Below are 13,920 nucleotides of genomic sequence, written 5' to 3'. Positions count from 1 at the left end.
CCTCAGACGAAATTCATGGTTCGTACTGTGGGTGCCGCCAGGGGTCGGGTCGCGCACCGATGACGTCACCGTCAGCTGTTAACTCAACCTGATCGGAGATTACTACGAAATCAGTTGCTTGACCATGATCGATCTGCGAGCGAAAACACTGGTCAAAGCAATACGAGCCGGGTCTGCGGCAACCGATTCCGTAGGTCGGTTCAGCAAAGCTAGAACGTGCTGGTCGGGCGCACGCTGTTGGCCAGGTCCACCAGCGCATAGCGGTGCGCCTGGGTCGGTGCGGCGCGCGCCAGGGCCCGCAGCGACGCCTCCACGCCCAACTGCAGACCGTGCTGGGTGAACGGGAAGCCAAGGATGTGGTTGGTGCTCGCGGTGTGGTCGGCGTTGTCGGCCAACCAGTCCATCGCCGTGCCCAGCACCAGCGCCCGGATCTGCAGCACGCGCGGCTCGGTGTCGGGCAGTGCCTCGACGCGGCGGGCGGCATTGCGGATGTGTTGTTCGGTGATCTCGCTCATCGAGCGGCCGGACAGCAGCGTGACCGCGCTCGTCAACCTGGCGGTGGTGAAGTGCCGCGACATCGCGGGCACCTGGTCCAACGTCTTCACCGCGGCGTCGCGGTCACCGGCTGCCGCTTGCGCGCGGGCCAACCCGAACGCGGCCGAGATGATGCCGTTGTCGGTGGACCACACGGTGTTGTAGAACTTGCGTTCCGCCGACTCTTCGATGTTGGAGCCGGCCAACTCGGCGGTGGCGGCCAGTGCGAGCTTGGGCGCCAGCTCGCCGGGAAGGGTGTCCAGCACTTCGGTGAAATGTTTTGTGGCGGCGACGTAGTCAGCCGTCAACAGCGCGGCCACGGCGCGGAACCACACCAGCCGCCACCGCCAACCCACCCGGCCGGTCAGGTCGTCGAGCTTGCGGGTGGCCTTGGCGACGTCGCCGAGGTCCAGCAGGGCGCGCACCTCCATCAACGGCAGTTCGACGGACTCCGACAGGTCGACACCCTCCGAGTCCAGCGCACCGTGCCGAGCCGCGCGCAGCTGGTCCAGCGTCTGGATGGGCTGGCTCAGCACGCTAGCCGACAGCACCGGCGCACCCACGTCGGTCGGGTCGACCAGCGGTACCGGCAGCGCCTTGACGATCTCCTGGGCGGTCAGCTTCTCCGAGTGCACCTGGCCGTCGAGATATACGTCGGTGTGTGCCACCAGCAGATCGATGCCGAACGTCGACCGGGCGGGGGAGAACACCGTCGACAGGCCGGGTCGCGGGGTGCCGGTGTCGCGGGCGACTACCTCGCGCAGCACGCCGAGCAACTGGCTCGACATCTCGTCGGCGCTTGCGAACCTGCGCCGCGGATCCGGGTCGATGGCGCGGCGCAACAGCCGGCCGAACGAATCGTATTCGGCGAGAACGGGATCATCCTCGGGCAACCCGTCGACGTAGCGACCCTTGCGGGTGCGCAGCTTCAACGTCAACGCTGCCAGCGTGCGCCCGACGGTGTAGATGTCGGTGGCCACGGTGGGGCCGGTGCGCACGATCTCTGGTGCCTGGTAACCCGGTGTGCCGTAGAGGTAGCCGAACGAGTTGAGGGTCGAGACCGCGCCGAGGTCGATCAGCTTGAGCTGCTCCTCGGTGATCATGATGTTCTCGGGTTTGAGGTCGTTGTAGGCCAGCCCGATCGAGTGCAGGTAGCCCAGCGCCGGCAGGATCTCCAGCATGTAGCCGATGGCTTGGTCGACCGGAAGCTTCTCTCCCCGTGCCGGTTTGAGCGATGTGCCGCCGACGTACTCCATCACGATGTAGCCGACCGGGTTACCGTGCTTGTCCGCGTGCTCGACGAAGTTGTAGATCTTGACGATCCCCGGATGAGTCACCTCGGCGAGGAACCGGCGTTCGGCCATCGCCATCTTCTGGGCTTCGGCGTCACCGGAATGCACCAGACCCTTGAGCACCACCGGTCGCTTGTTGACGTTGTGGTCCAGCGCCAGATACACCCAGCCGAGACCGCCGTGAGCGATACAACCCTTGATCTCGTACTGGTCGGCGACCATGTCACCCGGATTTAGCTGCGGCAGAAAGGAATACGAACTACCGCAGTACGGACACCAGCCCTCCGACTGTGCGGGGCTCTCAGCTGTGGCGCGGCCGACGGGACGTCCGCAGTTCCAGCAGAACCGTTTGGACTCCGCGACCACCGGGTTGCGCATCAACGCCGCGAGCGGGTCCTTGGCCCGCACCCGCGGTATCTCCACCAACCCGCCCCCGAGCCGGCGGGTGGGTGAGAGCGCCCTGGTCGCCGTGGTGTGTTCGTGGGGTTCGGTGTCGCCGATGTCGTCGTCGTCGTCATCGTCGAATTGCGGACGGAACACCGCCTGGGTGGCCATCGGGCGCACCGTCGACGCCGAATCCATGCCCATGTCGTCGAAGCTGGCCGGTTGCGTACCGACCATCGGCTCGTCCGCGCCGGCGCGGTCCTCGTCGAAGTCGTCGTCTCGCACGTCAGCCATCAGTCCGAGTACCTCGCGACCGGGGGCGCCGGCGCCGGGCCGAGCACCGTCAGCCACTTGCGATACAACGTGTACCACGTGCCATCGCGGCGAATGCGCTCCAACGTTCCGTTGACGAAACGCACCAGCCCGGTGTTGTCCTTGTTGATGCCGATTCCGTAGGGCTGCTGACTGAGGCTGGGCCCCACGATGTGCAGGTAGGGATCCTGTGCCACCAGGCCGGCCAAGATGGTGTCGTCGGTGCTGACCGCGTCGACCTGCCGCTGCTGGAGTGCGACCAGGCAGTCCGCCCACGCCACCACGCCGACGATGACCGGCGGCGGCGTGATCTCCTGGATCCGCCGCAACGACGTCGTGCCCTTCGCCACGCACACCCGCTTACCGGACAGGTCCGACGGCTGCGCGATCGTCGAATCCCGCGACGCCATGATGCGCTGGTTGGCGTTGAGATACACCGTGGAGAAGTTGACCAGCTTCTTGCGCTCGCAGGTGATCGTCATGGTCTTGACGACGACGTCGACCTCGTTGTTCTCCAACCCGGCGATCCGGTCGGCTGAGGACAGGATCCGGTACTCCACCTGTGACGGGGAACCGAAGATGTCGCGCGCGATCTCGCCGGCGATGTCGACGTCGAATCCGGTGATCTGACCCGTGATGGGATCGCGGAAGGAAAACAGGTTGCTGCCGATGTCGAGGCCGACGATCAACCGGCCGCGCGCGCGGATGTCAGCCACCGCGGCGTCCGCCTCGGCCTTGGTCGGAAACGGGCGAAGGCTTTCCGTACGGTCGCAGTCGTCGTCGTCCTCGTCCGGCACCCGCGCCGGCCGCGGCGGCAATTCCTCCATGCCCGCCGGCGTGGGCGGAACCAGCGTGACCCCCGGCGGCGTCGTCGTCGGCGTCGTCTGGCCGCAACCGGACAACAACAACGCCGTTGCGGCCAGCAGCACGCCCAACTTTTTCCCCATCACCGGCAAATCACCTGTACTCGCTAAGCCTCGGCCACAACCCCAGCGCCACTGAAATCGCGGCGACGATACTCAGCACCGCGGCGCCCACCGTCGCTCCGGACAGCACCCGGTAGGCGTTGACGATGTTGTTGCGCAGTTGGCTGCGGCTCTCCTCGATCCCCTTGCTCAACGCCGCGTCGAGCTGGTTGAAGGCCGGGGTGGAGTCGTCCTCACGCGTACCCAGCGCTACCTGGGTGGCGGCCTGGTAGTTGCCCACGCTGATGTAGGCGTTGATGCGGTCGTCGGCCGCCCGCCAGCGCGCAAGCAACTGCTCGGCGTCGACGAGGTCGGTCTTGTCGACCGCGTCGTCGCGGGCCAGATACTCCGACAGCTGCTCGGCCATCATGTCGATGCGCTGATAGTAGGACTGCTTACGCGCGGTTTCATCACCACGCCGGATCAGCGACAAAATTTCGTCGGCGCGGGCCTGTTGCGCGCTGATCGCCAGGTTCGTGACGGTCTTGAGCGATTGAGCCGCAGTGTCTTTCGCGCTGCGGCTGTCGGCGGTCGAGAGCACCAACGCGGTGCCGACCCAGATCAACATGATCGACACGGCCAACCCGCCGGCCACGAAGCCGATGTTGATGCGCCGTCGGGTCCGCCGCGCCAGCCAGCGGTTGGCGAACACCCCGAACAGCAACGTCGCGAGCACCACCAGGATCACCGGACCCGGAATCCGCGTGGAGGCCGACGTCTCGGCGTCCACCAGCCCCGAGGTCTGCTCATACAGCTCTTGGGCGTTGGGCAGCATCTGGGTCTGCATCAACGCCGAGGCCTCCGACAGGTACGACGAGCCGACCGGGTTTCCGGACCGGTTGTTGGTGCGCGCGGTCTCGACCAGCCCGGTGTAGACGGAAAGTTGGGCGTTGATGCGGCCGAGCAGTTGGATCATGTCCTCGTCGGTCAACCCGCTGGACGCACGGGTGACCGCGACCGAGGCGTCGGTGATGGCCTGCTCGTAGCGTTGCCGCACATCGCGGGGTTCGGCGCCGGCGATGAACGCGGTGGCCGCGGCGGCGTCGGCGACCGACAGCGTGGTGTAGAGCTGCCCGGCGGCGAACGCCAACGGTTCGGTGTGGTTGAGCACCCTGGTCAGCACCTGCTGGCGGTCGTTGATCGTCGTCGACGTCGCGAACGCGCTGGCGATCACGAGCGCAGAAAGCACGAACCCGATGCTCAGGATCCGGCCGGGCGTAGTCCAGAAAAACCACCACCGCGGGTGCGCAGGGGTCGGCGACCGCGACGCGAGCGGCTCGGTCGACGGGTGCGCCAACTCCACAGTCACGTGCGCGCGGACCTCATCACTCTTATCCGACTCGTGCTTTTCCGGCTATCGTTCCGACCGCTCCCACTCTATAAAAAAGTCTAAGAGGTTCGGGACGCGCGCGCGTCCGTATTCTGATGCCGTGCGTGGCGACGGTGACGGCTGGGTGGTGGCGGACACCGGGGCCGCTTTCTGGGGCAAGTTCGGCGCGGCGGGCTTGTTGCTACGCGCGCCGGATCCGAGCGGGACGGCTGCGGTGCTCCTGCAGCACCGTGCGGTGTGGAGTCATCAGGGCGGCACCTGGGGGTTGCCCGGCGGGGCCCGCGACAGCCACGAATCCGCGGAGGAGGCCGCCGTGCGCGAGGCGCAGGAAGAGGCCGGGCTGGCCGCCGAACGGCTCACGGTGCGCACCACCGTCGTCACCGCGGAGGTATCCGGTCCGGGCGGCGCCTACTGGACCTACACCACCGTCATCGCCGACGCCCCCGAACAGCTGGCGACCATCCCGAACCGGGAGAGCGCCGAGCTGCGGTGGGTCCCCGTCGAGCAGGTCACCGATCTGCCGCTGCATCCGGGGTTCGCCGCGAGCTGGGAGCGGCTGCACTCGCTGACCGCATCGATTCCGCTGCTGATCAACTAGCGTCCCGCAGCGCCGCCTTCAGGTGTTGCGCCGCGGCGCGCGGATCGTCGGCAGCGGTAATCGCCCGCACCACCACGATGCGGCGCGCACCCGCGTCGAGTACCTCGGGCAGCCGCTGCGCGTCGATTCCGCCGATCGCGAACCACGGTTTATCCGTGTGCAGTTCGGCGGCCGCGCGGACGAGGGGCAGCCCGGGGGCGGGCCGGCCCGGTTTGGTCGGCGTCGGCCAGCATGGGCCGACGCAGAAGTAGTCGACGGCTTCGGTGACGGCGGCGCTGACCTGGTCGGGGTCGTGGGTGGACCGGCCGATCAGCGGGTCGGGGCCGATGACGTCTCGCGCGACGGCCAGCGGCAGATCGTCCTGGCCGAGGTGCAGCACGTCGGCACCGGCCGCCAACGCGATGTCGGCGCGGTCGTTGACCGCCAGCAGTGCGCCGTGGCGCCGCGCCGCATCAGCGAGCGTGGCCAGCGCGTCGAGTTCCTCGCGGGCCTCCAGCGGGCCGAACTGTTGCTCGCCCGGTGAACCCTTGTCACGCAGCTGGATGATGTCGACCCCGCCGGCCAGCGCCGCGTCCGCGAACTCGGCGAGGTCGCCGCGCTCACGTCGGGCGTCGGTGCACAGGTACAGCGTTGCGCTCGCCAGGCGGTCACGGATGTTCACACGGCGAACCGTAGCGCTTTCGCCCGAGTAGGCTGGGAGGCGCTACACGGGAGTCCCGGGAACGGGGGCTGAGAGTGGGCCGCCCTGCCCTTACCGTCACACCTGATCCGGGTCATGCCGGCGAAGGGAGGGATCTTGGATTCAGGAAGAACCGGCAGGTCGCTGGCCGTCATCGGCGGTGGCGTCATCGGGCTGTCTGTCGCCCGCCGGGCCGCGCTGGACGGCTGGGCGGTCCGGGTGCATCGCCGCGACGAGCGCGGCGCCTCCTGGGTGGCCGGCGGGATGTTGGCCCCGCACAGCGAGGGCTGGCCCGGTGAGGACGAGTTGCTGCGGCTAGGCCTGGAGTCGCTGGAGTTGTGGCGCGACGGTTTCCTCGACGGCCTGCCCGACGACGTCGTCACCGCGCGCGAGTCGTTGGTGGTCGCGGTGGACCGGGCCGACGTCGCCGATCTGAAGCGGGCCGGCGGGTGGTTGGCCGCCCAGGGGCATCCGGTGAGCGTGATCTCCTCCGCACGCGATGTCGAACCCTTGCTCGCACAGAGCATCCGCCACGGGCTGCGGGCCGAAACCGAACTGGCCGTGGACAACCGGGCCGTCGTCGCGGCGCTGGAAGCGCACTGTGAGCGGCTCGGGGTGCAGTGGGCGCCGTCGGTGCGGCAGCTCAGCGACGTGCAGGGCGACGTGGTCGTGATCGCGAACGGGATTGACGCGCCTGCGCTTTGGCCCGGCCTGCCGATCCGCCCGGTGAAAGGCGAGGTGCTGCGGTTGCGCTGGCGGCGTGGCTGCATGCCGGCGCCGCAGCGGGTGATCCGGGCCCGGGTGCACGGCAGGCAGGTGTACCTGGTGCCCCGTGCCGACGGCGTCGTCGTCGGCGCGACGCAGTACGAGCACGGCCGCGACACCGCGCCGTCGGTCACCGGGGTGCGCGAACTGCTCGACGACGCGTGCGCGGTGATGCCGGCGCTCGGGGAGTACGAGCTGGCCGAGATCTCGGCCGGTCTGCGGCCGATGACGCCGGACGGGTTACCGATTGTGGAACGGCTCGACGAACGCACGCTGGTGGCGGCAGGACACGGCCGCAACGGATTTCTATTGGCGCCGTGGACCGCACAAAAGATCGCTGCCGAACTCGATGTCATGGTTGGAGCAAGTCTTGGAGCAAACCGATGAAGGTCATCGTCAACGATGAAGCGGTCGAGGTCAACGAGGATATGACCATCGCGGCGCTGTTGTCGCACCTCGGCTTCCCCGAGAAGGGCATCGCGGTGGCTGTGGACTGGTCGGTGCTGCCGCGGTCGGAGTGGGACACCACGCTGGCCGACGGTGCGCGCCTCGATGTGGTGACGGCGGTGCAGGGTGGTTGATACGAAGCTGACGATTGCCGGGCGGGAGTTCGGATCCCGGCTGATTCTGGGCACCGGCGGTGCGGCCAACCTCGCGGTGCTGGAGCAGGCGCTGGTCGCCTCCGGCACCGAGCTGACCACGGTGGCGATGCGCCGCGTCGACGCCGAGGGCGGCACGGGCGTGTTGGATCTGCTGAACCGGCTTGGCATCTCGCCGCTGCCCAACACCGCGGGATGCCGCGGCGCAGCCGAGGCGGTGATGACCGCGCAGCTTGGCCGCGAAGCGCTGCAGACCGACTGGGTCAAGCTCGAGGTGATCGCCGACGAGCGCACGTTACTCCCCGACGCCGTCGAATTGGTCAAGGCCGCAGAACAATTGGTCGACGACGGTTTCATCGTGCTGCCCTACACCAACGACGATCCGGTACTGGCGCGCCGGCTCGAGGACACCGGCTGCGCGGCGGTGATGCCACTGGGTTCGCCCATCGGCACCGGGTTGGGGATCGCCAACCCACACAACATCGAGATGATCGTCGAGGCCGCTTCGGTACCGGTGATACTCGACGCCGGCATCGGCACGGCGAGCGATGCGGCGCTGGCGATGGAACTTGGTTGCGATGCTGTACTTTTGGCATCCGCGGTCACCCGCGCCGACGACCCGCCCACCATGGCCGCCGCGATGGCGTCGGCGATCACCGCCGGATACCTCGCCCGGCAGGCTGGGCGGATTCCGAAGCGGTTCTGGGCGCGGGCGTCCAGCCCGTCGATATGAGTCGCTATGTGGCGCTGGGCAGTTCGATGGCGGCCGGACCGGGTATCCGTCCGAGAGCCACGGGCAGCCCGTTCACGGCGGGCCGATCGGCGCGCAACTATCCGCACCTGGTTGCCGAGCGGCTCGGTCTCGACCTCGTCGACGTGACGTATTCCGGTGCGACGACGGCGAACCTGCTTCGTATCAGACAACTCGGTGCGCGCCCGCAGATCGAGGCGCTCGACGGTTCCGAAGACCTTGTCACGGTGACGATCGGCGGCAATGACGTGGGCTACGTACCGTTGCTGTTCGCCGCAGGCCTGCCGCACGCGGTACGTAAGGTGCCGGTGCTCGGTGCCGCGGTGCAGGCCAAACTCGACCGCTCGGCCCGTGACCGTGCGCTGGCGGAGGTCGGTGACGCGCTGAAGGAAGTGGGCCGCGCCCTACGGCAGCGGTCACCGCGCGCCGACGTAGTTTTCGTCGACTACCTCACGCTGCTGCCGCCACCGGGAACCTCGGCGCCTCCGTTGACGGAATCGGACGTCGCGACCGGACGGCACCTCGCCGACGAACTCGAACGCCTCACCGCCGAGGCGGCGGCGGCCACCGGGTGCGGGCTGGTCCGTGTCGCCGAGCCCAGCCGCGAGCACCACGCGTGGTCGACCGACCCGTGGACGACCAAATTCGGGCTGCCCCGGCCCGGCCGCCCGGCGCCACTGCATCCCAACGCAACAGGTATGCGCGTGGTCGCCGAACTTGTCGCCGCGCACGTGGCCTGACGTCGTCGGCGGCGCGGCACGTCAACTTGCCGCTAACGTGGTCGTCGATGAAGCACACACTGTCGTCGAAACTGGTCGCGCTGGCGGCTGCAGCTCTTTTGGTGTTGGCCGGTTGCGGCCGCGAAGCGCCCGAGGACCCGGCGCCGTCCACACCGCCCGGGCCCAGTAAGGCCGCCACGGACTTCGCCGAGACCCTGAGGCAGCGGGTGACGGGTGATGCGCTGTCGGCGCATCTGATCAAGCTGCAAGAGATCGCCGACGAGCACGACGGCAACCGTGCGTTGGGCACCCCCGGCTACAACGCCAGCATGGACTATGTCGTAAACGCGCTGCGGGACAAGGGCTTCGACGTGCAGACCCCTGAATTCGAGGTGCGCATCCCGTTCGCTGAGGAGCCGGCGCTCACCGTGGGAGACGCCACCATCGCTGCCAACCCGCTGAACTTCACCATCGGCACCCCGCCGGAAGGCGTATCCGGCCCGCTTGTACCCGCCCGCGTCGAGGACTCGCCGGGGTGCACTCCCGCTGACTACGACGGGCTACCCGTCGCAGGTGCCGTCGTGCTCGTCGACCGCGGCACCTGCCCGTTCTCCGAGAAGGAGAGCGCCGCCGCCGAGCGAGGCGCGGTGGCGTTGATCGTCGCCAACAACGAGGACGGTGACGAGATGGGCGGCACGCTCGGAGAGCACACCGAGGTGAAGATCCCGGTCATCAGCGTCACCAAGGCCGCCGGTGAGCGGTTGCGCGCCGACCCGGCCAACACCACCATAAAACTCAACGCCGGCGTGCGCACCGAACGCACCCGAAACGTCATCGCCCAGACCGAGACCGGCTCCACCGACAACGTGGTGATGCTCGGCGCCCATCTGGACAGCGTCCCGGAGGGACCCGGGATCAACGACAACGGTTCCGGGGTGTCGGCGGTTCTGGAAACCGCGCTGCAGTTGGGCAGCTCACCGGAGGTGAACTACGCAGTGCGGTTCGGCTTCTGGGGCGCCGAGGAACTCGGTTTGCTCGGCTCCAGCGACTACGTGTCATCGTTGAGCGTCGATGAGCTCAAAAACATTGCGCTGTACTTGAACTTTGACATGATCGCATCACCTAACCCGGGCTACTTCACCATCGACGGTGATCAGTCCGCGCCGCCCGACCCGAGCCAACCCGTTCCCCGGGTGCCCGAGGGTTCGGCGGGTATCGAGCGCACGCTGGTGTCGTATCTGGAGAACGCCGGAAAACCGCCCGCCGACATCAACTTCGAAGGCCGCTCCGACTACAGCAGCTTCACCATCGCAGGCATTCCGGCGGGCGGCTTGTTCACCGGCGCGGAAGCAGAGAAGTCTGCCGAGCAGGCTAAGAAGTGGGGAGGTCAAGCGGACGAACCCTTCGACCCGAACTACCACAAGGCATCCGACACGCTGGAGAACGTCAACCGGATGGCGCTGGAGATCAACGGAAAAGGCGTTGCGTACGCCGTCGGGATCTACGCGCAGGACCAGGGCGGCCGCAACGGTGTGCCGATCCGTGACGACCGCACCCGGCACGCCCTCGAATCATGATGAGGTGGGCGGCACTCCTCGCGGCGGCCGCGGTGCTGACGTCATGCTCGACGGCCGATGACCAGGTATCCGCGCCGGAGTTCGCCCGTGGGTTGGCCGAGGCGGTCACCGCCGACGGGATGTACACCCACCTGCAGAAACTGCAGGAGATCGCCGACGCCAACGACGGCAACCGGGGTCAGGGCAGCGCGGGTCTGCAGGCCAGCGTGGACTACGTCGCGCAGGTCCTGCGGGATAAGGGTTTTGACGTCGAAACACCGGAGTACGAGCGGCTCGACCGGATGGCGGGCGGCGACCCGTCGATGACCGTCAACGGTCGTGAGCACAGTGTCGATCAAGCTTCGCTGCTGATCACAACACCGCCGGGCGGTCTCAAAGCCGTCACCCTGCGACCCGGGAAACCTTCCGGGTGTCGTACCGCCGACTACGACGGGGTCTCGGTCAAAGGGGCGATTTCGGTTGTCGACGACACCGGATGCTCCGTGGTCGACAAGCAGAATGTGGCGGTTTCGGAGGGCGCCGTCGGGCTGCTCGTCGTCAGCGACCCGGGTCAGCGCGGCAGCCCGCCCGACCTGTTTCCCGCGGGCTACTACCGTGAGCTGACCGTCCCCGTGGGGATCATCGACACGGGCACCAACGCGGCGCTGCGTCGCACCACCGCACAGGTGTCGCTGGTGCTGGATAGCAAGCCGGTGATGGCCAAGGGCCGAAACGTGGTGGCGCAGACCAAGACCGGCAATATCGACAACATCGTGGTGGCCGGGGCCCACCTGGACAGCTCGGCGGCCAGCCCCGGCATCAACGACAACGGCTCGGGGGTCGCTGCGCTGTTGGAAACCGCGTCGGCACTGGGAGCCCAACCGCGGACGGCCAACGCGGTGCGGTTCGCATTCTGGGGCTCGGAGAAGAACGGGCTCGCCGGCGCGACGAGCTACCTGCAAGGTCTGTCCGCCGAAGAACTCAACCAGATCGCGCTGTACCTCGACTTCGACATGCTTGGGTCGTCAAACGCCGGCTACTTCACCTTCGACGGCGATCAGTCGGCGCAACTCAACCCCGATATTCCGGTGGACTCCGTGCCGGAAGGGTCGGCTGCGATCGAGCGCACCCTCGCCGGGTATCTCTACTCGGCGGGTGCGCGGCCTGCCGACATGCCGCTGAGCCGGGTCACCGACTACAACGCATTTCTGACCGTGGGCGTGCCGATCGGCGGCTTGACCGCAGGGTCCTCGCAGCGCAAATCCGAAGCGCAAGCTCGTCTTTGGGGCGGGCAGTCCGGTGTCGCGTTCGATCCGAATTACCACACCAGACGCGACACCATCGACAACATCAACCGCGATGCGCTTTCGGTGATGGGTTCGGCAGCCGCGTTCGCGGTCGCGACCTACGCGCAGTCCATCGAAGGGGTCAACGGGGTACCGGCTCTGGCGCAGCGAAATCGCGGCGCTCGTTAGCGTTGCGAAACCCGAACAGCCGCATCCCGTGGTACACCAACAGCGCGGCGATCGAGCCGAGCGCGATGCCGGTGAACGTCAAACCGCGGGCGTGCCAGGTGAAGTCGGCGATACCCACGACCAACGGTATGGCGGCGGTCATCTGGCCGACCAACTTGACGTGTCCGAGGTTTTCGGCGACCAGCGCGATCACCGCGGGCAGAAGCATCGGCAGCACAGCCAAGCTGAATGTGGGCGACTGGCCGCCGGCGCCAGGTTGAAGCCGATCAGCGCGACGACCGCTCCGGTGACCACCGGCGGCAACGTCACGTCGATCCAGTGGGTGCCGACGATGTGCACGACCATCCCGATCAGGATGAGCGCGACGCCGACCGCGACCAGACCACCCAACGCGCTGCCGGTTCCCTGTGCGCCCACTGCCGCGGTCACCGGGGCGATCACCGCGAAACTCGAGCCTGGTGTAAGACGCTATGCCAGCGGAGCCACAAGTGAGAACGCCAACACCAGACAACCGATGATTCCCGCGGTCGGAATCGCCCTGCGCCCCAGCGTGAACGCCGCGGCGTTGGCGATCGCGTAGTACACCAGCACGGCGAACGAGGATACGGCGATCACGCTACGCACATCGACCACCGCCGCCAGCACGGCCACCACGGCGCCGACGGCGACCTCGGCGCGGTGGGGGCCGCCGAAGCGCGGGTGCACCGCGGCAAGGGGGCGGGGCAAGACCCCGTCACGCGCCATCGCCAGCGTCGTACGCGATACCCCGAGGATGAGCGCCAGCAGCGAACCGAGCGCCGCCACCGCGGCACCCGCACGGACCACCGGCTCGAACCCGCCAAAACCAGCCGCCGTCACCGCATCGGCCAGCGGTGCCGTCGCCGAAGCCAGTGTCTGGCTACCCAATTCGGACAGCACGGCGACCGCGACTGCGGCGTACACCACCAACGTGATCGCCAGGGCGATCGGGATGGCACGCGGGATCGTCCTTGCGGGTTCGCGCACCTCCTCGCCGAGCGTGGCGATCCGCGCATAGCCGGCGAACGCGAAGAACAGCAGCCCGGCTGCCTGCAGCACACCGCCTGCCGAGACGTCATCGCCGAACGTCAGCCGCGCCGCGTCGACGCCGCCGAAGCCCAGCACGAGCACGACCACCGCGGCCAACACCGCGAGCACCACCGCGACCAGGGCGCGGGTCAGCAGCGCCGACTTCTGAATGCCCGCGTAGTTCACCGCCGTGAGCACCACGACCGCGCCGACCGCGACGGCGTGCGCCGCGCCCGGCCACACGTAGTAGCCAACCGTCAACGCCATCGCAGCGCACGACGCGGTCTTACCGCCGATGAAGCTCCAGCCGGCGACGTTGCCCCAAAACGAGCTGAGCCGCTCCTTGGCGTAGACGTAGGTGCCGCCGGACTGCGGGTACAGCGCGGCCAGCCGAGCCGACGAGGTCGCGTTGCAGTAGGCGACGAAAGCGGCGATCACCAACCCGACCAGCAGGCCGGAACCCGCCGCGGCGGCCGCGGGAGCGAACGCGACGAAGACGCCGGCACCCATCATCGAGCCCAGCCCGATGGTGACGGCGTCGAAGGTTCCCAGCCGCCGATGCAATCCGGGACGCTCCGGCGTGCTCACGCCGAAATGCTAATTCAGCCTGCGTCGCCGTGCCCCACCAGCGATTCACGCACCGACGTCGTCGCCGACGCGAGGACGACGGTCAGCAGCACGACACCGGAGAGCACCGCCAGCGGAATGGTCCACAGGCGGCGGGATAGCAGCGCGCTGTGGCACTCGTCGACGTAGTCGGATTCCCCGACCGCTTCGGCGGCCTGGGTCAGATCCGAGATGTACCCGGTGCCGCAGTTGATCTGGAACCCCCACTGGTCATAGGTGTCGAGGTAGACCGGGAAGTTCATCGCGAGCAGGGCGACGCCCAAGAGAATGGAGGCCACGATTCCGGT

At 67.9% G+C, this 13,920-nt stretch carries 13 protein-coding genes and 1 pseudogene; 7 read left to right on the top strand and 7 right to left on the bottom strand.

The genetic code is table 11. The features are described from left to right. Positions 1 to 209: 209 nt before the first annotated feature. From ABQF13_RS09055 to glnX, 3 genes are read right to left on the bottom strand one after another with little or no spacing between them, the layout of a single operon-like run. Positions 210 to 2,504 carry a serine/threonine-protein kinase PknG gene (locus ABQF13_RS09055; protein ID WP_448392388.1) on the bottom strand — a complete coding sequence of 765 codons (2,295 nt, stop codon included), beginning with the start codon at positions 2,502 to 2,504 and terminating at the stop codon, positions 210 to 212. Next, complete coding sequence (locus ABQF13_RS09050) at positions 2,504 to 3,469, bottom strand: glutamate ABC transporter substrate-binding protein (protein ID WP_448392387.1); 966 nt, start codon at positions 3,467 to 3,469, stop codon at positions 2,504 to 2,506. The genes ABQF13_RS09055 and ABQF13_RS09050 overlap by 1 nt, the downstream gene beginning before the upstream one ends. 10 nt (positions 3,470 to 3,479) lie before the next feature. After that, a complete protein-coding gene (glnX, locus tag ABQF13_RS09045; protein ID WP_448392386.1) occupies positions 3,480 to 4,796 on the bottom strand; it encodes a protein kinase G-activating protein GlnX in 1,317 nt (438 codons plus the stop codon). 121 nt (positions 4,797 to 4,917) lie between these two features. On the opposite strand from glnX, the gene ABQF13_RS09040 reads away from it, so the two are divergent. Continuing rightward, a complete protein-coding gene (locus ABQF13_RS09040) occupies positions 4,918 to 5,415 on the top strand; it encodes an NUDIX hydrolase (protein WP_448392385.1) in 498 nt (165 codons plus the stop codon). Here the strand turns inward: ABQF13_RS09040 and thiE are convergent. Continuing rightward, positions 5,408 to 6,076 carry a thiamine phosphate synthase gene (gene thiE, locus ABQF13_RS09035; RefSeq protein WP_448392384.1) on the bottom strand — a complete coding sequence of 223 codons (669 nt, stop codon included), beginning with the start codon at positions 6,074 to 6,076 and terminating at the stop codon, positions 5,408 to 5,410. The genes ABQF13_RS09040 and thiE overlap by 8 nt on opposite strands. Before the next feature lie 114 nt (positions 6,077 to 6,190). On the opposite strand from thiE, the gene thiO reads away from it, so the two are divergent. From thiO to ABQF13_RS09005, 6 genes are read left to right on the top strand one after another with little or no spacing between them, the layout of a single operon-like run. Beyond that, a complete protein-coding gene (thiO, locus tag ABQF13_RS09030; RefSeq protein WP_448392383.1) occupies positions 6,191 to 7,246 on the top strand; it encodes a glycine oxidase ThiO in 1,056 nt (351 codons plus the stop codon). Then, positions 7,243 to 7,440 (top strand): sulfur carrier protein ThiS, encoded by a 198-nt coding sequence (gene thiS, locus ABQF13_RS09025; RefSeq protein WP_448392382.1) that lies wholly within the window; start codon positions 7,243 to 7,245, stop codon positions 7,438 to 7,440. Before thiO ends, thiS begins: the two co-directional genes overlap by 4 nt. Further along, positions 7,433 to 8,191: a thiazole synthase gene (thiG, locus tag ABQF13_RS09020; RefSeq protein ID WP_448392381.1), complete on the top strand. Its 759-nt coding sequence runs from the start codon at positions 7,433 to 7,435 to the stop codon at positions 8,189 to 8,191. The genes thiS and thiG overlap by 8 nt, the downstream gene beginning before the upstream one ends. Further along, the gene (locus ABQF13_RS09015) at positions 8,188 to 8,949 is read left to right on the top strand and encodes an SGNH/GDSL hydrolase family protein (RefSeq protein ID WP_448392380.1); all 762 of its coding nucleotides are present in this window, start codon (positions 8,188 to 8,190) and stop codon (positions 8,947 to 8,949) included. The genes thiG and ABQF13_RS09015 overlap by 4 nt, the downstream gene beginning before the upstream one ends. A 47-nt stretch (positions 8,950 to 8,996) precedes the next feature. Continuing rightward, entirely contained in the window at positions 8,997 to 10,505 is a 1,509-nt protein-coding gene (locus tag ABQF13_RS09010) for a M28 family metallopeptidase (RefSeq protein ID WP_448392379.1), read from the top strand. Beyond that, positions 10,502 to 11,959 (top strand): M28 family peptidase, encoded by a 1,458-nt coding sequence (locus ABQF13_RS09005; protein WP_448392378.1) that lies wholly within the window; start codon positions 10,502 to 10,504, stop codon positions 11,957 to 11,959. Before ABQF13_RS09010 ends, ABQF13_RS09005 begins: the two co-directional genes overlap by 4 nt. On the opposite strand, the pseudogene ABQF13_RS09000 reads toward ABQF13_RS09005, so the two are convergent. The 3 genes and pseudogenes from ABQF13_RS09000 to ABQF13_RS08990 form a co-directional block, all read right to left on the bottom strand. Then, a pseudogene (locus tag ABQF13_RS09000) lies at positions 11,913 to 12,415 on the bottom strand (solute carrier family 23 protein); the annotation flags it as partial. The gene ABQF13_RS09005 and the pseudogene ABQF13_RS09000 sit on opposite strands and share 47 nt — an antisense overlap. Before the next feature lie 12 nt (positions 12,416 to 12,427). Next, complete coding sequence (locus tag ABQF13_RS08995; RefSeq protein WP_448392377.1) at positions 12,428 to 13,594, bottom strand: APC family permease; 1,167 nt, start codon at positions 13,592 to 13,594, stop codon at positions 12,428 to 12,430. A 14-nt stretch (positions 13,595 to 13,608) separates the two neighbouring features. Then, complete coding sequence (locus ABQF13_RS08990) at positions 13,609 to 13,911, bottom strand: hypothetical protein (RefSeq protein ID WP_448392376.1); 303 nt, start codon at positions 13,909 to 13,911, stop codon at positions 13,609 to 13,611. Between the last annotated feature and the right edge of the window lie 9 nt (positions 13,912 to 13,920).

The sequence above is a fragment of the Mycolicibacterium sp. XJ879 genome (genome assembly GCF_053483935.1).
The sequence above is the reverse complement of the archived record's forward strand: the minus strand, read 5'-3'. Positions and strand labels throughout refer to the sequence as shown.